Source organism: Microcoleus sp. MOSTC5 (assembly GCF_036701825.1).
Lineage (GTDB): Bacteria > Cyanobacteriota > Cyanobacteriia > Cyanobacteriales > Microcoleaceae > Microcoleus > Microcoleus asticus.
The window spans coordinates 105891-131612 of sequence record NZ_JAUBRK010000008.1; the positions used below are offsets into that span (position 1 = coordinate 105891).

Annotated in this window: 19 protein-coding genes, 5 pseudogenes and 1 riboswitch; of the genes and pseudogenes, 14 read left to right on the plus strand and 10 right to left on the minus strand. The window is 43.0% G+C overall.

Annotation, left to right across the window (positions count from 1 at the left end; all coding sequences use genetic code 11):
- Window positions 1-297: 297 nt before the first annotated feature.
- Together QUA54_RS05925 and QUA54_RS05930 are read left to right on the plus strand one after the other, a co-directional pair.
- A pseudogene (locus tag QUA54_RS05925) lies at window positions 298-1088 on the plus strand (IS5 family transposase).
- Window positions 1089-1505: 417 nt separating this feature from the next.
- Complete coding sequence (locus QUA54_RS05930) at window positions 1506-2249, plus strand: TylF/MycF/NovP-related O-methyltransferase (RefSeq protein WP_333413799.1); 744 nt, start codon at window positions 1506-1508, stop codon at window positions 2247-2249.
- A gap of 171 nt (window positions 2250-2420) precedes the next feature.
- Here the strand turns inward: QUA54_RS05930 and QUA54_RS05935 are convergent.
- Window positions 2421-3756, minus strand: a pseudogene (locus QUA54_RS05935) (IS701 family transposase).
- A 375-nt stretch (window positions 3757-4131) separates the two neighbouring features.
- Window positions 4132-4356 (minus strand): annotated as a pseudogene (locus QUA54_RS34395) (hypothetical protein); the annotation flags it as partial.
- Between the two features lie 71 nt (window positions 4357-4427).
- On the opposite strand from QUA54_RS34395, the gene QUA54_RS05940 reads away from it, so the two are divergent.
- From QUA54_RS05940 to QUA54_RS05955, 4 genes are all read left to right on the plus strand, one after another.
- A complete protein-coding gene (locus QUA54_RS05940) occupies window positions 4428-5777 on the plus strand; it encodes an IS701 family transposase (RefSeq protein ID WP_333413800.1) in 1350 nt (449 codons plus the stop codon).
- 396 nt (window positions 5778-6173) lie between these two features.
- The gene (locus QUA54_RS05945; RefSeq protein WP_333413801.1) at window positions 6174-8165 is read left to right on the plus strand and encodes a heavy metal translocating P-type ATPase; all 1992 of its coding nucleotides are present in this window, start codon (window positions 6174-6176) and stop codon (window positions 8163-8165) included.
- A gap of 66 nt (window positions 8166-8231) precedes the next feature.
- A complete protein-coding gene (locus QUA54_RS05950) occupies window positions 8232-8879 on the plus strand; it encodes a hypothetical protein (RefSeq protein ID WP_333413802.1) in 648 nt (215 codons plus the stop codon).
- 55 nt (window positions 8880-8934) lie between these two features.
- On the plus strand, window positions 8935-9855 hold the full coding sequence (locus QUA54_RS05955) for a vitamin K epoxide reductase family protein (RefSeq protein WP_333413803.1): 921 nt from the start codon (window positions 8935-8937) through the stop codon (window positions 9853-9855).
- 69 nt (window positions 9856-9924) lie between these two features.
- Here QUA54_RS05955 and QUA54_RS05960 read toward each other — a convergent pair whose 3' ends face one another.
- Both QUA54_RS05960 and QUA54_RS05965 read right to left on the minus strand, forming a co-directional pair.
- Entirely contained in the window at window positions 9925-11115 is a 1191-nt protein-coding gene (locus QUA54_RS05960; RefSeq protein WP_333413804.1) for a hypothetical protein, read from the minus strand.
- A gap of 146 nt (window positions 11116-11261) precedes the next feature.
- Window positions 11262-11459, minus strand: a complete 198-nt coding sequence (locus QUA54_RS05965) for a CbtB-domain containing protein (RefSeq protein ID WP_333413805.1) — start codon at window positions 11457-11459, stop codon at window positions 11262-11264.
- Window positions 11460-11477: 18 nt separating this feature from the next.
- Window positions 11478-11620, minus strand: a riboswitch (cobalamin riboswitch).
- A 168-nt stretch (window positions 11621-11788) separates the two neighbouring features.
- Between QUA54_RS05965 and QUA54_RS05970 the strand changes: the two genes are divergently transcribed.
- The 8 genes and pseudogenes from QUA54_RS05970 to QUA54_RS06005 all read left to right on the plus strand — a co-directional run bounded on the left by QUA54_RS05970 (window position 11789) and on the right by QUA54_RS06005 (window position 20515).
- The gene (locus QUA54_RS05970) at window positions 11789-13093 is read left to right on the plus strand and encodes an Nramp family divalent metal transporter (protein ID WP_333413806.1); all 1305 of its coding nucleotides are present in this window, start codon (window positions 11789-11791) and stop codon (window positions 13091-13093) included.
- A gap of 21 nt (window positions 13094-13114) precedes the next feature.
- Window positions 13115-13808 (plus strand): annotated as a pseudogene (locus tag QUA54_RS05975) (transposase); the annotation flags it as partial.
- A 467-nt stretch (window positions 13809-14275) separates the two neighbouring features.
- Complete coding sequence (locus QUA54_RS05980; protein WP_333313396.1) at window positions 14276-14464, plus strand: cation transporter; 189 nt, start codon at window positions 14276-14278, stop codon at window positions 14462-14464.
- Window positions 14465-14509: 45 nt separating this feature from the next.
- Window positions 14510-16768 carry a heavy metal translocating P-type ATPase gene (locus QUA54_RS05985; protein WP_333413807.1) on the plus strand — a complete coding sequence of 753 codons (2259 nt, stop codon included), beginning with the start codon at window positions 14510-14512 and terminating at the stop codon, window positions 16766-16768.
- Window positions 16769-17027: 259 nt separating this feature from the next.
- Window positions 17028-18005, plus strand: a complete 978-nt coding sequence (locus QUA54_RS05990) for a cupredoxin domain-containing protein (RefSeq protein WP_333413808.1) — start codon at window positions 17028-17030, stop codon at window positions 18003-18005.
- A gap of 178 nt (window positions 18006-18183) precedes the next feature.
- On the plus strand, window positions 18184-18597 hold the full coding sequence (locus QUA54_RS05995; RefSeq protein ID WP_333413809.1) for a heavy metal-responsive transcriptional regulator: 414 nt from the start codon (window positions 18184-18186) through the stop codon (window positions 18595-18597).
- A gap of 549 nt (window positions 18598-19146) precedes the next feature.
- Window positions 19147-19341 (plus strand): heavy-metal-associated domain-containing protein, encoded by a 195-nt coding sequence (locus tag QUA54_RS06000; RefSeq protein ID WP_015211780.1) that lies wholly within the window; start codon window positions 19147-19149, stop codon window positions 19339-19341.
- Between the two features lie 199 nt (window positions 19342-19540).
- A complete protein-coding gene (locus QUA54_RS06005; protein WP_333413810.1) occupies window positions 19541-20515 on the plus strand; it encodes a hypothetical protein in 975 nt (324 codons plus the stop codon).
- Between the two features lie 144 nt (window positions 20516-20659).
- Here the strand turns inward: QUA54_RS06005 and QUA54_RS06010 are convergent.
- From QUA54_RS06010 to QUA54_RS06035, 6 genes and pseudogenes are all read right to left on the minus strand, one after another.
- Window positions 20660-21407, minus strand: a pseudogene (locus tag QUA54_RS06010) (IS1 family transposase).
- A gap of 33 nt (window positions 21408-21440) precedes the next feature.
- Window positions 21441-21572, minus strand: coding sequence for a hypothetical protein (locus QUA54_RS06015; protein ID WP_333413811.1), 132 nt, complete (start codon window positions 21570-21572; stop codon window positions 21441-21443).
- Between the two features lie 139 nt (window positions 21573-21711).
- Window positions 21712-22395, minus strand: coding sequence for a DUF6753 family protein (locus QUA54_RS06020; RefSeq protein WP_333413812.1), 684 nt, complete (start codon window positions 22393-22395; stop codon window positions 21712-21714).
- Window positions 22392-23237 (minus strand): mobilization protein, encoded by an 846-nt coding sequence (locus tag QUA54_RS06025; protein WP_333413813.1) that lies wholly within the window; start codon window positions 23235-23237, stop codon window positions 22392-22394. Before QUA54_RS06025 ends, QUA54_RS06020 begins: the two co-directional genes overlap by 4 nt.
- Before the next feature lie 194 nt (window positions 23238-23431).
- Window positions 23432-23911, minus strand: coding sequence for a hypothetical protein (locus tag QUA54_RS06030; RefSeq protein ID WP_333413814.1), 480 nt, complete (start codon window positions 23909-23911; stop codon window positions 23432-23434).
- Entirely contained in the window at window positions 23904-25085 is a 1182-nt protein-coding gene (locus tag QUA54_RS06035) for a ParM/StbA family protein (RefSeq protein WP_333413815.1), read from the minus strand. The genes QUA54_RS06030 and QUA54_RS06035 overlap by 8 nt, the downstream gene beginning before the upstream one ends.
- Window positions 25086-25722 lie beyond the last annotated feature (637 nt).

The following is a 25722-nucleotide window of genomic DNA, read 5'->3' on the forward strand; positions in this document are numbered from 1 at the left end:
TAACGTTATATGCTTGCTATGTAAGCATTATAACCTATTTTTATCGTATTTTATGTTTAAGTCCCGCTAGTCACTCTATTTAATTCTCGGTTTCCCGATTTAATTGTTGGATTTGGAATCGCAAGTCTAGTCGTTTGGGGTGGAATCAGTATTATTCGAGATGCACAACGCGACAGAATGAAGCAACAACAGCCGTAGCAATATCGCTTAACAGGTTTTGCAGCAACGATTTGAACGTTTCTCGTTTCGTTTTAGTTTTCTCATCGCCGAGATATAAAAACAGTACCGAAGATAGCTATGAGTAAAATGTACTCCAGCAACTTAACCCTGGAACAATGGGAGTTGATTGAACCTTTTATTTCACCTGCAACATCTAGGGATCGTCATCCCAAGGTTGAGGTGTGGAATGTCCTGAATGCGATATTTTACCTGTTAACCCAAGGCTGTACTTGGCGTGACTTATTTGGAAATTCCCTACCTTGGCAGAGCGTGCATCGCTACTTCTGCACCTAGCGTAAAGACGGAATTTTGCTGAGGCTAAATGACCGACTTAGAGCCTGGGTTAGAGTTAGCCACAACCGAGTGGTGAGTCCGTCTGAAGCCATCGTGGATAGTCAAAGCGTCAAAAGCGCAGCAATGGTGAACCAAGCAATGGGATGTGACGCAGGTAAGCAAATAAAAGGACGCAAACGCTTTCTGACTGTCGATACATTAGGTCTGGTGTTACGGGTGTTTGTTGCGGTAGCCAATGTTGGAGAACGCGAAGGCGGAAAGCAAGTCCTTCAACGAGTTCATCGCATGGACACAGCCTTATCTCGGTTGCACACGATGTGGGTCGATGGGGGATTTGATGGCGAACCCTTCATGCAGTGGGTCATCAATGTTTGCCGTTGGATTGTTCAAGTCGTGCTACGACCGGAACAGACAAAAGGATTTGTGCTGCTGAAAAACGATGGGTGGTGGAACGAACTTATGGCTGGCTGATGAGCTGTCGTCGATTGGTCAGAGATTATGAGCGATTGCCAGAGACCTCAGAAGCATTGCTTTATCTTGCCATGATTCGGAGCACGATCAGACGTTTGGCATAAAATTTGACCTCTCATCACTTCTGAAACGTCCTCTTCGATGTGAATTGAAGTAATTGCCTCTTTCTTCTGAAAGGGAGATGATTTCATGCTTTGAAGCGACCGAAATTTCATCCTGATTTCATAATTGCGTGCAATTCTAGAGAAGTAAGTTAATTGGGAGTATCTCAGGTAGCAACATTTTCTTTCGCTACTCTATCTCTAGTCTCAATGAAGTGAGTGTTCCTCAACTTCTTTGCAAAGATCGGATTTTCATTTCTTCTATTTAGAGTCATTGCTATTGGCAGCTTTCAAAACGTTTATTCCACCGCTATTCAAAACTCTGTAATTCGGTTTCACCGCTATGCTGCTGACGCAAAGATTCTAAGTGAAGTCATCCATCCTCTCAACCACTATTTACGATTTCATCTAGCAAACGACATGAACAATACTTTCATTGCAACTTATTTTGATTGGGATCACCGGACTCCACGTAAACGCCATCGTTTGGCTAATCGGGTATTGAATAAATTTCGCTTGAACGGTCAAGTTATTCCAAAAACGCCTGGCATGGCAAATGTAGAAGCTCGAATGAATATTTTTCATTTGGCAAGCCAAACAGCAGCATACAAAGTATCTGGTGATGTTGTCGAAGTGGGTTGTAATGCTGGCGAAAGTTCGATTGTGATCAAAAAAGTTCTGAATGAGTATGCGCCGGAGAAACAGTTTCACGTGTTTGACAGCTTTGAAGGGCTTCCCAAACTACAAGGAGACGATATTAAAGATGGAGTATACGATCAAGGTTGGATGACAGCGAAACTCGACGAATTCAAAAATAATTTTTCCGCTGTTGGACTGGATCTACCACATATTCATAAAGGATGGTTTGAGGATACTGTTCCTTCATGTCTTCCAGATAAGATCAGCTTTGCAATTGTGGACGGCGATCTATATAGCTCTACTAAATATGTACTGCCCCATATTTACGAGCGTTTAACGCCAGGAGCTATTTGCTTATTTGGCATTTATTATGATGAAAAGGTGTTTTCACGTCCACATACTGCTGAGCCTTTCAAATCGCCTGGTGTAAAACGTGCTTGTGATGAGTTTTTTGCAGACAAGCCTGAAAAAGTCTCTGTACTTTATGCTTGTGAGTATTCCAACGGCTATTTTCGCAAGCTGTAGAGACAGAGCAGTTTTATTGGAATAAATCTTGTTTATTGCCGATCGCCCACACCTAGAATGAGGCAAATCCGTCGATCACACTTTGACAGAACTGGCAGTGACCACCCTATAAGATGGCGAGAATGCGATCGAAGGTCGATCAATCTTAGGGTATATCGCTCTTCCATCACTCTAAGCAGAAGAAAATAAGAAATATTCCGATTCAGTGCTCTCTGGGATAGCACCTCGCATTCGATTCATCAAGGAAATTAGTGTTAAAAAGCCAACTGATAAATGCGTAATTGGAAAAACCCTAAGCCAAGGTTTAAGTAAATTAAAAAATTGGTAAGGTTGCATAACTAAGCGTAAATTATTGAGCAGATTTTTCCAACCTTGACCAAAGTCCCACCACTGATGCTCACGAAATTTGGAGACAACTGCATCCGTTGATTCATTGATGCCTTTACCCTCCGTATTGTGCAAATTTTGAGAGTGCAGACTCACTAAGAGATAAGCACTCATCACGATTTCCCACCATTTCTGAATTTGAGCATAGTCAGTTAGCCGAAAATCAGCCCAACCCAATTCATTCTTACTTTGCTTAAGTCCGTATTCAATCCAGTTTCTCAATCCATAGATATTACCAACTTCTTTAAATTTTACCCCGGGTATTTTAGTCATTACATACCAAGTTGAATTTTCGGGTAATTTGTCTGGGTCGGTGGTAATCAGCCAGTATTGAACTGCTCTTTTTTTACCAAATATTATTTCTCTAATATATCGGACTTGCTGACTGCCCGAAGCAAATATTCTGTCAAATTTCCGCCATCTATTCTCTCTCACCCTCTGGTTTTTAGGCAACCACACCCCATGATTACTCCGAATTGCTACCGCATAATTTAGTTGCAATTCATTCAGGGCATTGATGAAGGTACTGTGGCTTTCACGCCAACAGACTATCAGCTAATACTAATTTAAAGTTCAAACCAATTTCTTGTAAATATCTAATCATTTCCACAGCGATATGAGGCTTGCTTAAATATGGCTCTCCTTCCCGTAACCTCTCTTTTGGTTTATAGACTTCAAATATCAACGGAAAAGTCATTCCCTCCAGTAACCCATAGGCTGTGACTGCTACTATTCCATTCTCTATTTTTCCTAAATTTCCAATGTATTGCCGTTTCACATAGTCTGTGGTTTCTCCTTTTTTTCGGTCGCCGGTCTCATCAATAATTAGCGTAATTTCTCGACCTGCCAATACTTGTAGTATTAGCTTTAATCTTGTTTGCCTTAGTTGCTCTAGTTTCCAAGGCGATTCGGTTAGAAAATGTAATAGGCCTTGCTCGTTACTCAATCCGACTACACGCGCTATTGCTGGTAACGTTTTACGTTTAATATTGGAAATCATCCCGACATGGAGGTATTTAAACGCCTCAAAACTTCTTACTTCTGGAAATAGTGTTCTGTACCATTGACAGTAATCGTCCACGAATTTTATTGTCGAGGCAGGTTCTCTTTCCGCAAACATAAGCCAGTTAACGGTTTGTGACACTTTTCTCTATTATTCTATCATAAGAGTGATGGAAGAGCGATATAGCGGTTCTCAAGAAAGTGAGGTACGTCGGTAAATCCGATGCTTTTAGGGCAGATAGCAAAAAATTTACTGCGTATTTGAAGATATTTTTTTCAATATTGCTGCGTTATTAAATATGCTAAAATTAGTCGGTGCGATATATAGCAACCGCTTTCGTCGGCGCCGGACACAAGGCGTAAGACATACAATGGTCGCCGATCGTAAGCAATCAAACTGATTTTTGTGTTTACAAATTCGACTCCCCGGCCAAGACTCTTCTTTGTTCAATGCAAGTTGAAATCTGGGGAGTAAGGCGGTGAATACAACAGTCTACACCCTGGACTTTGAATCAACTCCGAGTGGCCGACCACCTTTATGAAACGTGGCATTCTCCATCACCACCATCTGTCCTCTAACCAGTGTTGGGACCAAACTTGTTTTTAGCCAAATTTCAAAAACTGTTCGATTACAACCTCCAACGACTGTAAAAGGGGCGATCAATTTTTGGTTACATAGAGCATTCGCTATCGTATTGATCCGACCTTCGCGTCGTCCTGATTTACCCCTCTTCTGTCACTCTAGGAAGAGTATAATAGAACAAAATCTCTCAAACGTTAGCTGGGTCTATGGTTAAGCCTCGCCAAGCTGATTCAACCTTAAAATTGATTGATGAGTATTGTAGCTATTACAGAAATCTGTTTTCAGAAGTCAGAAGCTTTGAAGCTTTTAGCCACCTTCATGCTGGTATAGTTTCTGATCTTAAACGTAAGACGCTACCAGCCATTGCAGAGATAATGGGGCTAGAAAATGCTCAAGGGTTGCATCACTTTCTTACCCAATCACCCTGGGAGGCTCAAGCCTTGAGAAGGCAAAGGCTAGAATTAATCTTAAAAATTCTCAAAGGTCGAAAAATAGTTATTATTATTGACGAAACTGGAGATCCCAAAAAAGGAAAAGCCACAGATTATGTAGCGAGACAATATTTAGGGCGACTGGGAAAAATTGACAATGGCATAGTGGCTGTGGTCAGCTATGGTCTAGTAGATGGGTTAACTTTCCCATTAATGTTTGAAGTTTATCAACCTAAAGAACGACTTAAACTCAATGATAGTTACCGAAGCAAACCCCAGATAGCCAGCCAGATGATTAGAGAAATAAAAGCAATGGGGTTTGAAATAGACTGTGTTCTGGCTGATAGCTTATATGGAGAAAGTACGAGTACATTCATTCGCTGTTTACAAGGATTAAACCTTCAATTTGCTGTAGCGATTCGCAGTAATCACAGTGTACGGTTGCCCCCAGAGCAGAGGGTTAGAGCTAATAAATGGCGTAATTTTGAGCGGATATTTTCCGATGGTAGCCGAGAAGTCCGCTATATTAGAGAGATTATTTATGGGGAAAAGAGAGCATTGCGTTACTGGGAAATAACAACGGATATAGAGACCATTCCCGACAATTCAACCTGGTATGTGATGACAGAAATTCCGGGAGTCTTAGCTAAAGACGTTGGCAATTTATATGGAAATAGGACTTGGATTGAATATGGTTTTCGACAAAGTAAGAGTGAATTAGGATGGGCAGATTTCCGAGTTACGCAATATTCACAGATTGAAAAATGGTGGGAAATCGTTTGTAGTGCTTACCTGATGATCGGCCTCTATACTAGGTCTAAAACAGCCGTTAACTCCCCGACTTCATCACCCAGCTCTTCATCCGCAAAAAACTTCTCATTTCTCCATCGCTTTGAGCAACATCAAAATTGGGATGAAAAAAACGGTTGGCAGAGCCATCTAAATAATTTGAGATTAATACTGCAACCTTTAATTAGCTTTAACTTGATAAAACAGTGGCTAAAAGTTTTTCCGATTCCACAATTATCTACAGGCTTGGCTCGATTAAGAGCGTTAATGAATTTTTACCCAAATCCCTTCTCTTACTTAATAAATGAGAGTAAATTATTATTTTCTTCTGCCTAGAGTGACAGAAGAGGGGTAAGTCCATGGAAACGTTGCCTCGTTCATTCCAAGCATAATCATATTGGTCTCGGTTATCCATTCCCAACTCATCTACATATAAGAAGCCTAAATAAAACATCTGGGGCTGATTCTTGTCCCTACAAATATCACGTTTATTAACCGGATTTGATGCAAGCCTTGATAATTAGAATCATTTCCTCTCTTTGAGTCAATAATTTTTACTTAACCTAAACAAAACGATAATAATTCTTACTCTCGATCGCAACTTGTGACCGCAAACTCGAACTAACTAGCAGCCCAACTTTTAACTCAATAATTTCCCAAATTGTCAGCTTTGGAGATATAGTATGAATGTCTGTTCATAAGTTAATTGTACTTTTCAACCTAGGAGACATCATGAACAAGCCAAAAGCATCGGATTCCGGCTGCTGTAGTCACGACGACCACCACGAACACAGCCATGAGAATCATAACCACGACGACCACGGCCACGACCACGACCACGACCACGGGAACGGAGATTTTAACCTCAAGCAAGAATTGATTCCTGTGATATTGGTTGTTGTACTATTTGTCGGCGGTTTAATTTTTGAAGAAAAACTGCACAACACGCCCTATTCTATAGGTGAATATCTGGTTTTCATCCCAGCCTATCTTTTAAGCGGATGGAATGTTTTAACCATTGCGGGTCGCAATATTCTGCGAGGTCGATTTTTTGATGAAAATTTCTTAATGACTATAGCAACACTCGGCGCTGTCGCTATTCACAAACTCCCTGAAGCAGTCGGGGTGATGTTGTTTTTCAAAATCGGAGAACTTTTTCAAGAATTTGCGATCGGGCGATCGCGTCAATCGATCCGATCGCTTTTAGAAATTCGCCCAGACAGCGCCAACCTCAAGGCAAATGGCGACATCAAAAAAGTTTCGCCAGAAACCGTAGCCGTCGGCGATATCATCCTTGTCAAACCGGGAGAAAAAATCCCCTTAGACGGTGAAATTATAGACGGCAACTCTCAGATTGACACATCTGCACTAACTGGAGAATCAGTACCTCGAACCGTGAAAGTTGGAGAAACAGTTTTAGCAGGAACAATTAACCAGACAGGAGTTCTCACCGTCAAAGTGACCAAAATCTTCGGTGAATCTTCAATCTCCCGAATTCTGGAATTAGTAGAAAATGCCAGAAGCAAAAAAGCTGAAACTGAGAAATTCATCACCAAATTTGCCAGTTATTATACGCCGTTTGTAGTATTTGCATCGCTAGCAGTAGCTTTAATTCCGCCTTTGTTCATTTCAGGAGCAACTAATGCAGACAGATTTTTGTGGGTTTACCGCGCCCTAGTCTTGTTAGTTATTTCCTGCCCTTGCGGATTGGTGATTAGCATTCCTCTGGGATACTTTGGGGGAATTGGCGGTGCAGCCAAGGGCGGTATTTTGGTTAAAGGCTCGACTTTTCTAGATACCCTGACAGCAGTCAAGACAGTTGTTTTGGACAAAACAGGAACTCTGACAAAAGGAGTTTTTAAAGTAGCACAAATTGTGCCTACGAATGGTTTTTCCCAGACAGAGTTAATGGAAATAGCTGCTAAAGTAGAATCTCAGTCAAATCACCCTGTCGCGAAATCTATTATGGAAGCTTACGGCGGAAAGATAGATTCATCGGAGGTGAAAGATTACGAAGAAATAGCGGGACACGGTCTTCGAGCCAAAGTAAATAATCAAATTGTGCTGGCGGGAAATGACCATTTGCTACACCGAGAAAACATTGCTCACGATGTCTGCAATGCTGAAGGTACAGTAGTGCATTTAGCGGTAGACAACCGCTACGCTGGGTATATTTTGATTGCTGACGAGCTTAAGGAAGACGCAGTACAGGCTATCCGCGACCTCAAGAAACAGGGTGTTGAGCGAATCGTGATGCTCACAGGAGATAATCAAGCTGTAGCCGATAGTGTTGCGAGAAAGCTCGGTTTAGATTCCTACTTAGCCGAGTTATTGCCGGAAGGAAAAGTAGAGGCGATCGAAAAACTGATCTCTCAATCTAAAAAAGGCGATAAAATTGTCTTTGTGGGGGACGGAATTAATGATGCACCCGTGCTTGCTAGAGCTGATGTGGGCATAGCGATGGGGGGTTTGGGTTCTGATGCGGCGATCGAAACTGCCGATGTTGTAATTATGTCAGATGCACCGTCAAAAGTGGCTGAAGCCATCCAAATTGCCAGAAAAACTCACAATATTGTCTGGCAAAATATCATTTTTGCCATGTTAGTCAAAGGCATATTTATTGCTTTGGGTGCTTTTGGGTTAGCTACTATGTGGGAGGCAGTTTTTGCTGATGTTGGGGTGGCTTTAGCAGCTATTTTCAATGCGACTAGAGTTTTAAAGTAGTCGGCTGACAACTCCAGGAGGGCGGGCAATTCCTCCCTCCTTGTAGCAATTTGTAGAGGAAAGCAAATGGAAAGTCTCATCAAAATTCTCTTGGGAAGTCTAGCTCTTAGTATTATTCACGCATTAATTCCCAGCCACTGGATGCCTTTAATTGCCATTGGTAAAACTGAAAATTGGTCTCGTCGCGAAACTTTGCGGGCAACATTAATTACAGGAATTGCTCATACCCTCAGCATTATCCTAATTGGAATTGTCATCGGCTTATTTGGTTTCAAGTTGGCTGCTACCTATGTAGAGACAGCTAAAATAATTGCGCCTTTAGTTTTATTGGTTTTAGGAATTTTCTATCTTTTGGCAGAGTTAGATAGTTCTCGCAGACACCACCACCATCACGCAGAAACAGCTAATTTAACTACCAAGCGATCGCAATTTCAAATCCTAGCTGTTTTAGGAACAGGAATGTTTTTCTCGCCTTGCATCGAAATAGAAGCCTACTTTTTTTCAGCAGGAACGATTGGTTGGAGCGGCATACTTGTAGTTTCTGTCGTCTACTTAGTGGTGACCGTTTTGGGAATGGTTTTGCTAGTAGACTTGGGAATGAAAGGAGTTAATGCTTTAGAAGAAAAGCTGCATTTTTTCGAGGATCACGAACAAGGATTAACCGGAGCAGTATTAATCCTTCTAGGAATTGTGGCTTATTTCATCAAAGTGTAAAATGGTTGGTAATACAATTTAGTCTTGGGAAATATCCAGCACAGGAAAAAATATTATGCGTCGTCAACGTTCCATGCCTTGGATTCACCGCTATTCTCGTCCGCTCACGGCAGGAATTGCCTCGATAGGGGCTGCGATCACTGCTTATCTAACAGTGGTCAAGTTATCCAACGGAACGGCAGTTTGTCCGATCGAAGGCTGCGATATCGTGCTTTCGAGTCCCTATGCCTATGTCTTTGGTTTGCCTCTTTCTTTGTTCGGTTTTTTGGGCTATTTGAGCATGATAGTTTTTGCCGTAGCTCCCCTACTTGTTAATCCCGCAGAACAGAAAAGTCTCCGCTCTAAGTTAGAGTCTTGGACAGGACTATTTCTGTTTGCTGGTAGCACAGCTATGACGATTTTCAGTGGCTATCTAATGTATGTACTGGCTGTTGATATCAAAGCAGCTTGTATTTACTGTATTGCCTCTGCTTTATTTGCAACTAGCTTGTTTGTCTTAGCATTAATCGGTCGCGAATGGGATGATATCGGGCAACTATTTTTTATAGGAATTCTGGTGTCTATGTTAGTGTTGATTTCTTCTCTGGCTCTTTATGCCGATGTCAATAATCTCGGTACAGCTAGGGAGACTAGCATGAAGACTACAACATCTTCTGGTACTTCAGAAATTGCTTTAGCGCAACATTTAAAAAGAGTGGGAGCTAAAATGTACGGCTCTTTTACCTGCGAGCACTGTCAAGCGCAGAAGGAAAGTTTTGGCAAAGAAGCGGCTCGCATTATCAATTATATCGAGTGCAATCCTCAAGGGAAAAATGCTCGGCGCGATCTTTGCGAAGCTGCGAAGATTGAGGGGACTCCTACTTGGGAAATTAATGGTAAGTTTTACCAAGGGGAAAAATCTTTGCAGGAGTTAGCTGATTTATCAGGTTATCAGGGCTCTCGCGAATTTAAAGAGCTCTCAAATCAGGAACGTTGACAAGAGTGATTTCTGGCGATCGACTTAATCATAGTCGATCGCACTTAAATTAAATTATCCGAAATCCGGTTAAATGCGCCCTACTCTCAGCCGCAGCCCAAGCAAACGGCGCTGCAATCCAAATCCGATCGCCATCCCCGCGATTACAATGCCTGTAAAGTAAGCTAAAACAGTCAACCGCACTGAAAGAGGAGGCGCGACTCCCTCAACTTCAATACTTTGTAAAACCTGGAATGGTGAAAACTGACGGGCCCCGTTGGGTTGGGGAGAAACTTCTACCTCTACTTTGTGAGGTGCGCCATCAAAAAACTGCTCTTGCCATATCAGTTTTCCGGCTGCATCCGGGACACCTTTGTAGGCAAAAGCAATCCAATCATTTTCGAGTTGGGTGACTTTAACATTGAACAATACATCTGTGACTGGCTGATTTGTTTTGGTATCGGTGACTTGAACTTGTAAATTAGCAGCTTTCCCTACTGTCGCACTAACATCTCCAGAAAGTCGCACCTGTAAACCCTGAGATTGCACAATGGGGCTAGTTTTTTCTGTCGGTTTAGATTCTGTCATGTGAGACATTGGCATCGACATCTCAGACTGGGCAATTTCAGCACTGACATTAACATATAACAAGGTAGCGATCGCAATTATTATCGCCCCACTTAACAGCAATCGCACTCTTTCAGGCGCTATTTCTCCTGCTTGGATTTTGGGCTTTCCTCCAATCGCCAAGCCGCCACCTAGCCCAACAACCAACAAAATCACAGCTAAAATCCCAAAATTGCGATACTTCACCCCGTTTTCCGGCACGGATAGTGTTAAAGTTTGCTGAATAGGAGTAAAAGCATTTTCTGCGATCGGAGTCACCTTTGCTAACAATTGATAATTTCCCCTAATGGGCAGCATTTGCTGGATTTGTAACTCACCTTTAGCTGCAACAGCCTCTATATCCAGCAACTTTGTTCCCTCCACGATCGGAAAATCGGTGGTAAACCAATGATTTTTAGGCGGAGTTAAAATTGTCAAACTAATTCGAGCATTCTCTAAGGGAATCCCCACCGCATCTAAAGCTTGCAGCTTTAACGACACTGGAGATAAAGGTGTAGTTGCCTCGGCTTCAAAGGGTAAAATCTGGCTGATTGGGGGTTCAGAAGTCAGTCGCACAGTTGATTGTGGAGACTGCGAAAACCCAACCCAACCATAGAAAAAGATACTCATCATGCAGACAGCACTGATGAGCGCAGAAAACTTTAATTTTGACATTTTAATTCTGGACTTTTAAGGAATCTCGCGCGGGGTGGGGGGCGGGTTTATTTAACCTGTCTGCACTGTGAGAAAGCTCGCAGGTTTACCCGCCCCAACAGATTAAACGAATCGCAGTGCAATATCTCAAATAAAAACAATCTTGTCTAGTGACAACTAACCATCAAAGTGTGGTGGCGCAGAGAGTGTACCTTGTTATGGACGGCGGGATAGGTTGTAAAGTAAACAGTCCAGACAGTCAAAGCGAATAGGGAGATGTAGAGCGTCGCTTGCACGGGTGTTGAAAGCGTCAACCGTGCCGTTTGTTGCCAAACCGAAGAAGAAGAAGATTGAGTAGTCATCATGTACCTCGCAGATGAATAAAGTAAATTTGGGTGTCGGCGGGCATCCTGACTTGGAGAACTTGTCTCCTTCACAGTTGCGGGACAGTGCCGGACTTACACCGAACTTTCCCCGTTACCTCTGGTGGCTGTTCCTCACCAGAACCGATTTGATATTCAGAGCATATCACACATTCTGTTGCTGCATTCACATTACCTGGAGTGTTAGATAAAAAATACACAACTTCATATTTCTTGCAACTTTGGCGCATTTTGAGCCATACGACTGATGAAATTTAACGGAATTTGTGAGATTATGAAAACAATATGAAAATAATTTAACAATAAAACCAATGACTCCCCCGGAAAACAGACCCAGCCTTCCTGAAGTCCACCGCAGCATCCCGGTTCCCAACAGTAAAGGTTTCTGGCGTAAAATGCTGGCCTACGCAGGGCCTGGATATTTGGTTTCAGTGGGTTACATGGACCCGGGAAACTGGGCGACTGACTTAGCGGGGGGAGCAAAGTTTGGCTATGCGCTATTAAGTGTGATTTTGCTATCTAATTTGATGGCAATTTTGCTGCAATCACTCTGCGTGCGTTTGGGAGTGGCAACGGGACGAGATTTGGCACAAGCTTGTCGAGATTATTTCAGTCCGCGAGTCAGTTTTGTGCTGTGGATACTTTGTGAAATTGCTATTTCGGCTTGCGATTTAGCGGAACTTGTTGGAAGTGCGATCGGACTGCAATTGCTATTTGGCATTCCCTTAGTTTGGGGAGTGTGCATCACTGCGCTAGATGTAATAATGGTGTTATTTTTACAAGGAAAAGGCTTTCGTTATATCGAAGCTTTGGTGATTACGATTATTGCAATTATTGGCGGTTGCTTTATAGCCGAAATGATTTTTGCCAAACCAGATGCCGGAGGAGTTTTACTCGGTTATGTTCCCAACCTAGAGATTTTGCAAAATCAGGCAATGCTTTATATTGCGGTTGGTATTTTAGGGGCAACTGTGATGCCCCACAATCTCTACCTGCATTCGTCGATCGTGCAAACTCGCTCTTGGGAAGAAACTGCTGATAAAAAATGGGAAGCAATTAAATTTGGCACAGTTGATTCTACCGTAGCGCTATCAATAGCTTTGTTTATTAATTCCGCAATTCTGATATTGTCTGCTGCCAGCTTTCACTTTTCCGGCTATCAAGAAGTAGCAGAAATTCAAGATGCTTACAAACTGCTTTCTCCAGTGCTGGGTGTGGGTTCTGCCAGTGCAATTTTTGCGTTTGCTTTATTGGCTTCGGGGCAGAATTCAACTTTGACTGCAACTCTTGCAGGACAGATTGTGATGGAAGGGTTTCTAAATTTTCGACTGCGACCTTGGTTGCGGCGCTTGCTGACTCGACTGATTGCAATTGTACCGGCTTTGATCACAATTATCTTGTTTGGTGAAGGCAGTACAACTAATTTACTGGTTTTCAGTCAAGTGATTCTTAGTTTGCAATTACCCTTTGCAGTAATTCCCTTGGTAATGTTTACCTCAAACCGCAACTTAATGGGAGAGTTTGTGAATCCATTTTGGCTGAAAGCCTTAGCTTGGTTAGTGGCTAGTATTATAGTAGGATTAAATAGTTGGCTGTTATTGCAGACTATTTTTTAGTAATCTGCGATTGCGGTATAGGCAGGAACACATTTAATATTTGATGCCTTAATGTGTCCATATAAAATGGGAGAAAGAGTAAGAGCGTTAAAGTTGTTACGCTCAGTAACGCCGGGAATGCTATTGATGTGGGATAGAGGGTTACATTCTTATGCGATGGTAGAAGCCACAGTCAGCAAAGGTTGTGAGTAGAAGAGTGCGAATTCCATCCAACGTTAAATTCTTAAACGAAACACTATTAGATGATGGTTCATATTTGAGTTGGATTTATCCATCAGGCAAACTAAGAAAAAAAGGATTTAAGCCAATATAGGTAAGAGTAATTGAGTACACAATTGAGAATTACGACCGCCCATAAGCACAAATTAGATATCGTTTAATTACCAGCTTGTTGGACGCTTAAAATTTTCCATCCCCGTCACTTGCTGGTGAATATCATCAACGTTGGGAAGTCGAGAATACTATTGATGAACTCAAACTACATTTATGGGGACGAAAAAATCATATTCGTTCTCAAAGACCGAAAGAAGTGGTACAAGAAATTTATGGTTTACTACTACGACCGAAGAGCTGTAAGGTCATTAATTATTCAAGCAGCAAGCAGCGCAGGTGTTTCACCATTGCGTCTTTCTTTTACTGGAACATTACGAGTTATTCGTCGTGTTCTGCGCCAAAATTCCAGCGATTACAACCACAGGAACTTCCATTTTTTTGAATTGGTTAACTTGGGAGATATTTGACCAACTTCTACCTGAAATGGTTCATAGAAACAACCCAAGAGTTGTGAAAAAGCCTGTCTCAAAATTTCGCTCTAAACAAGTTAAACACAGAGGTACTGGAATAATAATCAATCCTCCTGTATTTATTGTTTTAAGCACTGCATAGCCCTTAACTGAACCGTATTGGCGCAGGAGGGACAGGTGCACACTTGGCCTTGATTGAAGGGAAGCATGACTCCCTGCGTGCGATCGTCGCCCCAATCTAGGATACACCGACTTTGAAAACACGCCCTAGGGATTCAAGAGACAGCGGAGCGTGGTGTCCAGGGTGTTGATTTCTCCTTTTTAGAGGTTCTCAAAAATTTCTTTTCATTCCCCCTTGACACTCCAGTGGACTGGATACTGCAAGATAGGATTAACCCCTCAAAGGAAAGGAAAAATACAACCATGACTACAGCTAAAAGTGCTTAACATGGCGTGTTCAGCTTGTGGCGAAACCATTACCAAAGCCATCAACACAGTAAATGCCGCAGCAAATGTTCAGGCAGCTCCCAAGACCAAGACCAAACTGGTCAATATCCAAACTCAAGCATCTGAAGCCGCCGTTACAGAGGCAATTACAGCGGCAGGTTATCCCGTTACCTGTCACTAAAGATTTCTCAGACCCATATTAAGGATGAAAATAAGGAGGTTTTGTATGGAAAACGCCACTATGAAACTGCGAGGCATGAGTTGTGCCTCTTGTGCAAGTAACATCGAAGGGGCAATCCGCTCAGTTCCGGGAGTTGAGACGTGCAATGTTAACTTTGGAGCTGAACAAGCCAGCGTTACATATAATCCCAGCCAAACTGATGTAGCAGCGATTCAGGATGCCGTGGATGCGGCTGGATATTCTGCTCTGCCGATGCAAGATGATGTACTTGCCCCAGAAGATGATGCAGAACGGCAGGCGCGGCAAAGTGAAAATCAGGACTTGACCCGCAAGGTGTGGGTTAGCGGTATTATCAGCGCCGTTATCGTGATTGGCTCGCTGCCTGCGATGACGGGATTGCCTATTCCCTTGATTCCCATGTGGCTGCACCATCCCTGGCTACAACTTGTACTCACTACTCCAGTATTGTTTTGGGCGGGTAGGTCTTTCTACATCAATGCCTGGAAAGCCTTGAAGCGTCATACCGCGACAATGGATACGCTAGTAGCGATCGGGACAGGGGCAGCTTACCTCTATTCTTTATTTCCCACCTTCTTTCCCCAGTGGTTTATCAGTCAGGGTCTTAAACCAGATGTGTACTTTGAAGCGGCATCTGTAATTATTGCATTGCTCTTGCTAGGACGACTGTTGGAAAATCGCGCTAAGGGACAAACCTCAGAAGCAATCCGTTCTCTTATGGGTTTGCAGGCAAAAACGGCGCGGGTAATTCGTAATGGACGAGAGGTGGACATTCCCATCGCTGAGGTAGTGTTGGGAGATGTCATTCTAGTTCGCCCGGGTGAAAAGATTCCCGTGGATGGCGAGATTATTGATGGCTCTTCAACGATTGATGAGGCAATGGTGACGGGTGAAAGTGTACCCGTAAAAAAGCAGCCTGGTGATGAAGTGATTGGAGCGACTATTAACAAGACTGGAAGCTTCAAATTCCGAGCCACACGGGTGGGTAAAGATACGTTTTTGGCGCAAATCGTTAAACTGGTGCAGCAAGCGCAAGGCTCCAAGGCACCGATTCAGCGATTAGCCGATCGCGTTACGGGATGGTTTGTCCCTGTTGTGATTGCCATTGCGATCGCTACCTTCGTCATCTGGTACAACATCATGGGCAACGTCACAATGGCATTGATTACCACCGTGGGCGTGCTGATTATTGCTTGTCCCTGTGCGCTTGGCTTAGCCACGCCAACCTCGATCATGGTGGGTACAGGTAAAGGGGCAGAAAACGGAATTTTGATTAAAGGTGCAGATAGTTTAGAACTGGCGCACAAACTGCAAACTGTTGTTTTAGACAAAACAGGCACGATTACGCAAGGTAAACCCACTGTAACGGACTTTATAACGGTTAATGGTACCGCCAATGGTAACGAGCTAAAACTTCTGGGCCTCGCTGCATCCGTCGAACGGAATTCAGAACATCCTCTGGCAGAAGCGGTGGTGCAATATGCCCAATCTCAAGGAGTGGAGTTGACCGATTCACGGGAGTTCGAGGCTCACGCAGGCAGTGGTGTGCAAGGGTATGTATCCAATCAATGGGTGCAAATTGGAACTCATCGTTGGATGAACGAATTGGGAATTGATACCAGTAGTTTACAGCCACCTTGGGATCGATTGGAATATCTCGGAAAGACGGTTATCTGGATTGCCGTAAATGGCAAAGTAGAAGGAATTATGGGCATTGCCGATGCCGTAAAACCATCTTCTGTTGTCGCAATTCGCACTTTACAAAAGATGGGATTAGAAGTGGTAATGCTAACAGGTGATAACCGTCGCACGGCGGAAGTCATAGCGCAGGAAGTCGGCATCAAACGAGTTATTGCAGAAGTTCGGCCCGATCAAAAAGTCGCTCAAATCGAAAATCTTCAGGCAGAGGGAAAAATTGTCGCAATGGTGGGGGATGGAATCAATGATGCACCTGCACTTGCTCAAGCTGACGTAGGCATGGCAATTGGCACAGGAACAGATGTCGCGATCGCAGCGAGTGACATTACCCTGATCTCTGGCGATTTGCAAGGCATCGTTACAGCAATTCAACTTTCTCGTGCCACGATTCGCAACATCAAACAAAATCTGTTCTTTGCCTTCATCTACAATGTGGCAGGCATTCCGATCGCCGCCGGAATTCTTTTCCCGATTTTTGGATGGCTCCTCAATCCAATTGTTGCCGGGGCAGCAATGGCATTTAGTTCCGTTTCTGTATTAACAAATGCGTTGCGTCTCCGTAACTTTCGACCCAAAAATGTTGGCTAATTTGATTCTTGCTTAAGAGGGAATAATGATGAACAAGCAACTTACGTTTCTAGGAACATTAGCAGGATTTGGATTTCTGCTTGGGGTAATTTCCGGTTCAATTTTTGGACTGTTAACGTAGCCTATTTTTGCACTCTGATGAATGAAACATCGAACGATAGCGCGGGTTTAGTCAATCACGAAGGAAATTTACTAAATACCTTTGTTCAAAACCCGCTCTTACTCCCATAATCTTGTTTATTTTTTAGGAGGTTTTCAAATGAGCAGCAAAACAACAATTATCGGTACTATTGCTAGTCTCGGGGTTGTACTAGGAATGTTATCTGGTGAAGGACTAGCGCAAAATACCCATGAAACACACCCAACTCAAACACAGCAAAGAAGTCAGTTTCATCGCATTGAACAACCCTTAAGTAACAAGATTTTAGTTACTATGGCTGGAATCGGATTAATTAGTTTAGAACTTTGGTGGTTTCTCCTTAGCAAACCCAAATCTCAGAAAGCAGTTACAGCCAGTGGAGGAATTCAAGAAGTAACCGTCACCGTTGATGGTGGCTATGAACCCAGCCGCGTTGTTGTGCAAGCTGGACAACCCGTGCGTCTTAACTTTCACCGCCAAGATCCTAGCAGTTGTTTGGAACAAGTCTTAATTCCAGATTTTCATATTGCAGCAGATTTGCATCTGAATCAAGTAACCTCTGTTGAATTCACACCTAAAAAAGCTGGCAGTTATGTCTTTAGCTGTGGCATGAATATGTTTCGAGGCGAAATTATCGCCACCGAAGACCAACAACTTGAATCAACGGGGTTCGAGGAACCTCAAACACTAACAGAATCCCAGTTCAATTCATCCATGTCAACACATCAGCCTGACACAATAATTGACGCTGAAGCTATGCAAATCAATCCAACTGTTGACCAGGGCATCCAGAAAGTGACTATCATGGTTAACAAAGGCTACACGCCCAATCATCTGGTAGTTAAAGCAGGTAAACCCGTTCAACTCAACTTTTTACGCGAAAATCCCAGTGGCTGTTTAGCGAAAGTGCTGATTCCCGATTTTGGCATTGCTACCGATTTGTCTTTGAATCAAGTAACAACCATTGAATTCACTCCCGAAGACGTAGGAAACCACACTTTTAGTTGTGGCATGAATATGTTTCGCGGTACCATAGAAGTGCAAGCCGCTAACGTCTCTGACCCAGATGAAATGGCTGCTCAGGCCTTAAATAACTGACCGTCAACCAAGTGCGATCGCTCGAATGGTTGGTCCAAACGCCTACTGCTACCCAAAGTTGGGACATTCAGGCGATCGCCACTCTGTCATTCAAAAAAATGTCTAGCCCCTCTTGACTCTCCATCCCACTGGATAGTTTATCATAAGCGTAGAGTTGGATTCAGTAGAGGAAATGAGTATGTTAGTCCAAGAAAAGCAAAAACTCATTGGTTTAGTTGCGAAGGAAAGCGGCGTACCGATCAAAACCATTCGCTACTATGAAGAACTCGGTTTAATCAAGGCATCAGGCAGAACCGAGGGGAAATATAGATTATTTAATTCTGATATTTTGAATCGGCTAAGCTTTATTAAACGCGCCCAAACTTTGGGATTAAGTTTAGCCGAGATTCAAGAATTATTGACGGTTCACGATGGGGGAGAGTTGCCTTGTGAACACATCAAAGTCCAGTTGCAAGATAAACTGCTCGCTATCGATCTACAAATTCAGCAACTATTTATCCTCAAACTAGAGTTGGAAGGATTACTTTCAGGTGCGCCCACCTTACTAGAAAAGGTTGATTCCATCATTTGCCCTCTGATTCAAAAAAAGTAAATTCTTCTATAACTTAATTGTTTCGATCGGTGTGTCAACGGAGGTTATAGAAGTTGACACACTGGTTTTTTATCAAAAAATAATATCGCTCAAGACAACGGCCCCATACACTGATTAAGGCAAGTCCAACAGTTATGGTCAAGAAAAAATCAGGGTTTATATATTTTCTGCCTGCCTAAATATTAGAGTTGCAACACATTAAAAAAGATGAATTAGCAGGGCAAATATTTGACAATGAGCTAGAGCTTGCCTAGGCCGTAATTCAGGGAGTAGAAGTTAGATAGAGGAGAAAGAAAAAACTACCGTACCCAACGTGTTAAATTTAAATCCAATCACCACACTTAATTTTTCCTTACCTAAATATAATTTTTCCCGCCTACCTACTTATATGTCGGTTTATTCTGAAAAAATTTGTCAATATTTTTTCGCTACCCCCTTGACTCTCCAGTCGAATAGAGAATTTAAGCTGTTATTAGGCTGAGTAAGTTCACGATTGATTTACTCAACAAAGTTCACCCATTAATCACCATCGATTAGAAATTGAAGGCTATGGTACTGCAACTAACTGTTCCTAAACTGGCTTGTTCTGCTTGCGTGAATGCTATCACCAAAGTTATTCAAACGCTTGATTCTACTGCCTCGGTTCAAGCCAATCCAAAAACCAAACTTGTCAGCATAGAAACTCAAGCCTCCGAAACAGCAATCAAAGAAGCAATAGCTGCGGCTGGCTATCCATCCGTGTAAACCTTTTAGTTTTTTTTCCTGCCAGCGGTTAGCTTTTTGCTAGCCGCCAATCCTAAATATTCATCTTAACTCTGGAGTTTATCAGTAGTTTATAGGATTCATTTACAAGAATGCCCTTAACTAGAAACTCCAAACGAGAACAGCAAAGTCTGAACCCCTGATAAATCGACAACCTCAAGTTTACTAACTGGAGAAAACAATGAAGCCATTTTTAACTGCAATTGCTATTACTTCAACTCTCATCTTAGCTCAAGGTTGCTTCTCACCCTCAAGCACGAAATCTGGCGAAACATCAACTTCTTCTGCCTCACAAGTGGCAGATACAAGTTCTCATCAGGGTCATGTAATGGATAATGTCCAGACATCAGCAGCTAATAAAAATCTTCATGAGGGTCATAATATGGAGGATTCCAAAACCCATGACGCTGGAGAACAACATCATGATGGTGGTCATTCGGGACATTCAGATGCCGAACCTGCGAATGCTATCGCTAAGCTGACAGTTCCCTCCAATATCGCGCCCAAAACTCCCGTACCTTTGGTAATTGAAGTCCAAAACAAAGAGGGAAAGTCTATTGCTGATTTTGATAAATTCCAAGAACAATTAATGCACCTGATTGTCGTTAGCGATGATCTCCAATATTTCAATCATATTCACCCCACCTATAAAGGAAATGGACGCTTTGAAGTTCAAACTGATTTTCCCGGCTCAGGTGGTTACACGCTGTTCAGTGATTACAAACCAGCCGAAAAATCAGAACAAGTTTCTGTCTTAAAAATGCAAGTTCCGGGTCAAGCTTTAGCTCGATCAAAAGTTGACATGGCTACCACCAAAACTTTGGGAAATACTAAGGCTAACCTCACGTTTTCTCAACCTCAAATAAAAGCAGGACAAGGAGTTAACTTAATTTTCAACTTGCAAGATGCTAGTAGCAACCAACCGCTGAAGGATTTACAGCCCTATTTAGGGGAAAGAGGACACTTAGTTATCCTCAAGCAGTCATCACCGTTGACAAAAGCCGACTATATTCATGCTCATGCCTTGAAAGATACTCCAGCAGGAGAGGTTCACTTTATGACCAGTTTCCCCCAACCAGGAAAATATAAGCTTTGGGGGCAGTTCAATCGTAATGGTCAAATTGTCACGGCTGATTTTTGGGTAGACGTGGAATAGTTATACTCGCATTTTTCGTTTCTGCAGCAGAGAAACAGATTTTTATCTCGAAGGCTTGATTTCTAAACATTTTGCTATCAGCTAACTACTGGTGGCTGATAGCAAAACTCCTTAGCGATAAATCATGAGTAAACTATGGGGTAGTCATGCAGAGTAATGATATCGTTTTCTTATGCAAGAATTATAGTGATGTACAAAGTTCAAAATAGCCCCAATATGGTTTTGCACTTTTTTTGAGAAAGGCAAGGTTTTACGAACTAAACGAGAAATTCCCTGCCGTAAAGTATTATTAAGTCTTTCAATATGACTGGTTTTTCCCGATTCTTTACCTACAGCTCGATGTCTTTTAAAAGGTAGCACTTCTGAATAAGATTCCCAAAAATCAGTATAACAAACAGCACATTGTCTATAGACAGGAGGTAAAGATTGCCAGAGCTCTTCCGCAGATTTTTTTGAGCGGTCTCCAATATAAAGTCCAACAATTTCACGGGTCTTTTGATCTAAAGCTATCCAGAGCCATTGCTTTTTTCGCTTGTTTTTGACAAATGACCACATTTCATCTAGCTGTAAAGTCAACTGACATGAAGGTTTTTTCATTACCAAAATTTCTTGGGAAATTTCGGCATACTTTTTATTTACATAATTCTGAAGCCATCTAATGGAGACCCCCGTAGCTCTAGCAATTCCGGCTCAAGAAATTTTTTATAAAATCAGCCGCTCAATTAAGGCTTTAGTATAGGAGTGAAATCTGCTTATATTGAGAATTTTCAATAAACTGACGACTACAATTTTTACATTTAAATCGCTGTTTCCCGTAATAATTTTTTCCATTTTTAATAAAAAAATCGCTTGGACAATTAGGACATTCCCTACTTTTACCTCGAAAATTTATGTTGATTTAATATTAAACCATTACTGTGCATTACTACCAGAATATTTTCAAACGATCTTTTTCACGAGCTTTAAAACTTGAAGCATACCAAACTATAGCAAAACCATTTGATTTGTAAACAATCGATTCAATCATCACAAGCGTTTCAGGTTGTTCTACATTCATTACTCAAATAGACTTGCTATAGCAGTAAAATGGTAATTACAGGAAGAAATACTATACACGTCAGCAGCAAGATGAACGAAATAATCATCAGTAGGACTTGGAAAAGTTAGCTAACTTCTGGGTAAAGTCACACTAGTGTTCAATCCTTAAATTTACGATACTCTGGCGATTCTACCCAAATTGTACAGAATCCCGAAATAGCTGGCCTTCCCGCCACTTCCAGAGTCACCCCCAGACGCTTGACATCCTTTTTACATTCCAGATTAGTAAGACTATCCGAATTCCACCTCATCAAATTCCGAGCAAACTTCCCCTCAGCACTCGTTGCCCACCGCAAAGTCTCCGCCTGCTCCTGAGTTAAAGAAACTGCTTCCCCCGGTGCAAACCCTCCTAGCGACCAAAGTAAACCCATCCACCCGATCACAGCACCGGCACCTAACGCCACCAACAGGATACCCGCAGCCGGTATCAAAGCAAGAGCGGATGTCCTCCACCGAGTCAATTCCGTCTGACGCACCAGAGAATTGACTGCTTCAGCAATTTTCCCCTCTTGCTTCTCAACCGCCACCCGTTCGTAACTCGCCAAAGTCTTGTTAATCCGCCCCACCCACCGATCGAACGCTAACTCAAAATCCTCTGGTTTTGGACTCTCTTGAATCAGCACTTCCAATCGGCCAGCAGCCAACAAAATCAGAAAAATCGGGTCAGTTGGCTCAATTTTCCCCTTAAAAGCCAACTCCAAAACTTTGCGCCTGTACTCCTCAGATTGCCCCTCTAAAGCAATATCCAGCAAAGATTTAGTATCAACAGCACCATAACTCACGGCAACATCCCCGTAGTTTCAAACGCTTCATAAGCTGACAACATAAACGACTTAATCCGCTGTCGGCCCAGCACCCCGAGTTCCTGGCTATTCCTTGCCAAATCAAAAGTTATCCCCCGAGCATCTATCGCATTCCTTTCCCGCGAATAAAACTTAGGAAAATCAATCACCTTGACCTCATACTTTTTAACCGCATTCTGCACCTCCTCCATCTCTTCCACAGAACTCCAATCATCCTCCAATCCCAAATTGCGGACGAGGACGTGAGCAATCTTATTGTCAAAATGCTTAACTGACTTCAAAAAGAGCTGCACGCTATCGTAGCCCCCCGTGCAAATAAACCACTTACAAAAACTAATGCGAGACTGCTTCCCCAACTCAATTAAATTGTTTCTTCCCATCCACTTAGTTACCAAAGGATAAACCTGAGCCGGTAAATTGACAATTACGCTCTTCTCAAACGCCAATTCAAAAATTCGATCTGCTTCGTAAAACTTCTTCTCGTCCTCGCTAAACAGAGCTTCACGGCATACGCTTTCATAGATTCGAGATACATCAGGATTAGAGCGATCGGTATCTACGGCAAAAAATGGGAAATTCTTGTCCAAGAAATACTGAATCAAAACCCTAGCAAATAAGCTCTTGCCAACCCCGCCTTTCTCTCCATCAATCAGATGAATTTTAGTAGCCGGTTTTTCAACCTTCTCTAACCCGCACTCTTTGAAACCATTCGAGTTTTCTATCGCTGTATCCATACCTGAATCTCCTCCTTCATCTACCTGTTTAACCACAGAATCTGTTAGTTGCACTTGATATTTCGAGTTCCTACTTCTACTTGCCATGTCGAACTTTCCTATTTCAGGTTTATTTCCTAACACAAATACAGTTATTCCTGCTTTTTAGGGATAGCTAATAACTGCCCAACCAGCTAGAAGATTTGCCTAATATATAAATTCGCAAATCCCATACAATGACTAGCATACCTGTATTTGCAGAGGTAATTACGGTCAAACTCCGCTCAATAATTGAAGCTCATTCATGCGAATCCTGAATCATCGAAATCCTCGCCACCCTCTAATTCAAAGAAGTCATCCGCAGTCAATCCGCTACGAGTGGAATGGTTAGGAGGCGTCAAGCTTTCCACACCGTAAAGCAGAGAACGGTCTACCTCCTCAATACCAGCAGGTACTTCTAGCGAAGATGGTATTTGGGAAATAGGCATTCCCCCTATATTAGTAGGAGGATATTCAATCCCGCCTCGCTCGCGCAAATAGAGAGCGTGCTTTTCCAGAGCATAGACGGCATTTCTAAATAACCGCCCTAAAATAACTGGATCGATATTCTCTTTTTCCAGATATGCTAGCGGCAGCCAGTAAGGTCGCAGAGATTGGAGAATCATTTCTCTCGAAGGCAGCAATAAATTGCCTTTAATATAGGACATCAAAACTCCATCATCAGTAGATTTTAAAGGCTGATAGCGCCACAAAAAATCAACCCTTTCTTTTTCCTTAGCCACGACCAACTATCTCCTGTAAAACGGAACCTTTTGACCCACAAACAGCGGATTCTGTGACCTGAGAATTGAACTGCTTTTTCAAATTTGCCTTGAAATACGAAAACATTCCATAGACATCATTGAGCCGATTTTCAAACCCTTTCTTTTCCAAAATAGGTGGCATAGCAATTTCGGCATTCCAAATAATTGGGAAGCGATCGTAATGTTCGTTTAACTCCTTGCGGAGATAATCAGCCGTCCCACCGCAGAATACCAACTCATCGCAATCCGGTGGCAAATTCTCATCCAACCAACTGGTGAGACTCCGCGCATATTCAGGTCGTGCCTCTTTGATGGCTGCTATCATCTGCTGCACTTCTTCAGCCCGCCCTTGCTTAGTCGTGCTGCGAGCCAACCGCATTAAAGGAGCTGCCTTGAACTCAGATCCCGCTGCTGCGATCGCCGGAGTCAATCGCTCCGCAGTCTGCCCTGAAGTCCTAGCTACCACCCTCTCCACCATGCGGATGAAGCCCAAATCGCTCGTTTTTCCCGGTCTAACATCCCCCCGTTGCACCACCAGCAGGCTAGCATTGCGGTAGCCAATCATGGCGATCGCGCACACCCGTTCTTTCAAAACAGAGCCGACTTTCTTGTTGTGCATCAGGTAAATGCCACCCCCCTCTGGCTTGCAGTTAAACGCCAACAATTCCACGCTCATCTGACCTGTAGGAGTTTGGTAATCTGCTAAAGCTTCCCGCAGCACCCGCTCGAACCTCCCCCGGTCTTCATATTCCCCCGGTGGCAACAACACGGCGATCGCCGCCGTAAATTTCGCAGGCAAATTCAGCTTTTCCTTAATGGCCCACATCCCAGCCAGAGTTTTGTGCAGCGCCCTCTCGTACTTAAGCTCCGAAAGGCCAGCATTGGCGTGAAACCTCTCTTTCGCCAAATACCCTACTGCCCTGTAATCGTTCCTAAAGGCAACCCAAGCCGTATTCTCAGGCTCGGCTGACCCCAATTGGTCTCTGCCATAAGCCAAAATTGATTCGTGCGGTACAGATACGACCTCCGGTTCCATGCACAGCAGTCGAATTTGATTCTTTGGCCCTGCGTAAAGAATTTTGGTAGCTGACCCCCCGTAATCGCAGGCCGCGATCGCTTGAGGCCAGATGGTTTCGATAGTAGTTTCGCTCATATCGCAGGTCTTCCTAATTGAAGTTTCAAGAGTGGTAAACAAACAGCCCTGTACGGAAAGGACGTGCAGAAATAACCCTTACGCTAAGCCAAGCGTGCCACCTCAAAAGAAGGCTGTAAAACAACAGCTATTCAAGGATTAAAACGCACTTACTACTTATTAACCCCTCCTAAAACCTCCCCTCCCTCAGCCAGTTGTCTGAATCCCAGCATCTACAAAAATCGGACTCACGGCTTAGGCTGGGACAAAGCTTTTGGTAGCAAGCTGTGTCAGAGGTGCGTGCAAACTGCTTTCTCTAACGGGATAGCACCCCTATGAGGAGAGCGCTACTGCCAGCCTGTCGCTGTTCAATGGAAAATTTTCCATTAGACAGACATCTCGAAAAAAGATGTAGAGACAAGGGCGATCGCGTATGCAAGCAAAAGTGGAAGAGCACGCATCATTGATTTTCCCAGATGTCTATTGGAAATTCCCACCCCTGTTAAGTTCAGCCAAATCTGGCTCTCGGCCACAGTGACAATGGAAAATTTTCCATTGGAAATTCCCACGCCTGTTGAATTCAGCCAAACCTGAGCCTAAGCCCTAGTGGCAAGGGAAAATTTTCCATTGGAAAGACTGACATCGAGTTGCCATGCCT

Bases quoted from the DNA above. Each gene is read 5' to 3' on its own strand.
- QUA54_RS05930 (WP_333413799.1), top strand. From the start codon at position 1,506: ATGAACAATACTTTCATTGCAACTTATTTTGATTGGGATCACCGGACT.
- QUA54_RS05940 (WP_333413800.1), top strand. From the start codon at position 4,428: ATGGTTAAGCCTCGCCAAGCTGATTCAACCTTAAAATTGATTGATGAG.
- QUA54_RS05945 (WP_333413801.1), top strand. From the start codon at position 6,174: ATGAACAAGCCAAAAGCATCGGATTCCGGCTGCTGTAGTCACGACGAC.
- QUA54_RS05950 (WP_333413802.1), top strand. From the start codon at position 8,232: ATGGAAAGTCTCATCAAAATTCTCTTGGGAAGTCTAGCTCTTAGTATT.
- QUA54_RS05955 (WP_333413803.1), top strand. From the start codon at position 8,935: ATGCGTCGTCAACGTTCCATGCCTTGGATTCACCGCTATTCTCGTCCG.
- QUA54_RS05960 (WP_333413804.1), bottom strand. From the start codon at position 11,115: ATGTCAAAATTAAAGTTTTCTGCGCTCATCAGTGCTGTCTGCATGATG.
- QUA54_RS05965 (WP_333413805.1), bottom strand. From the start codon at position 11,459: ATGATGACTACTCAATCTTCTTCTTCTTCGGTTTGGCAACAAACGGCA.
- QUA54_RS05970 (WP_333413806.1), top strand. From the start codon at position 11,789: ATGACTCCCCCGGAAAACAGACCCAGCCTTCCTGAAGTCCACCGCAGC.
- QUA54_RS05985 (WP_333413807.1), top strand. From the start codon at position 14,510: ATGGAAAACGCCACTATGAAACTGCGAGGCATGAGTTGTGCCTCTTGT.
- QUA54_RS05990 (WP_333413808.1), top strand. From the start codon at position 17,028: ATGAGCAGCAAAACAACAATTATCGGTACTATTGCTAGTCTCGGGGTT.
- QUA54_RS05995 (WP_333413809.1), top strand. From the start codon at position 18,184: ATGTTAGTCCAAGAAAAGCAAAAACTCATTGGTTTAGTTGCGAAGGAA.
- QUA54_RS06000 (WP_015211780.1), top strand. From the start codon at position 19,147: ATGGTACTGCAACTAACTGTTCCTAAACTGGCTTGTTCTGCTTGCGTG.
- QUA54_RS06005 (WP_333413810.1), top strand. From the start codon at position 19,541: ATGAAGCCATTTTTAACTGCAATTGCTATTACTTCAACTCTCATCTTA.
- QUA54_RS06015 (WP_333413811.1), bottom strand. From the start codon at position 21,572: ATGAATGTAGAACAACCTGAAACGCTTGTGATGATTGAATCGATTGTT.
- QUA54_RS06025 (WP_333413813.1), bottom strand. From the start codon at position 23,237: ATGGCAAGTAGAAGTAGGAACTCGAAATATCAAGTGCAACTAACAGAT.
- QUA54_RS06035 (WP_333413815.1), bottom strand. From the start codon at position 25,085: ATGAGCGAAACTACTATCGAAACCATCTGGCCTCAAGCGATCGCGGCC.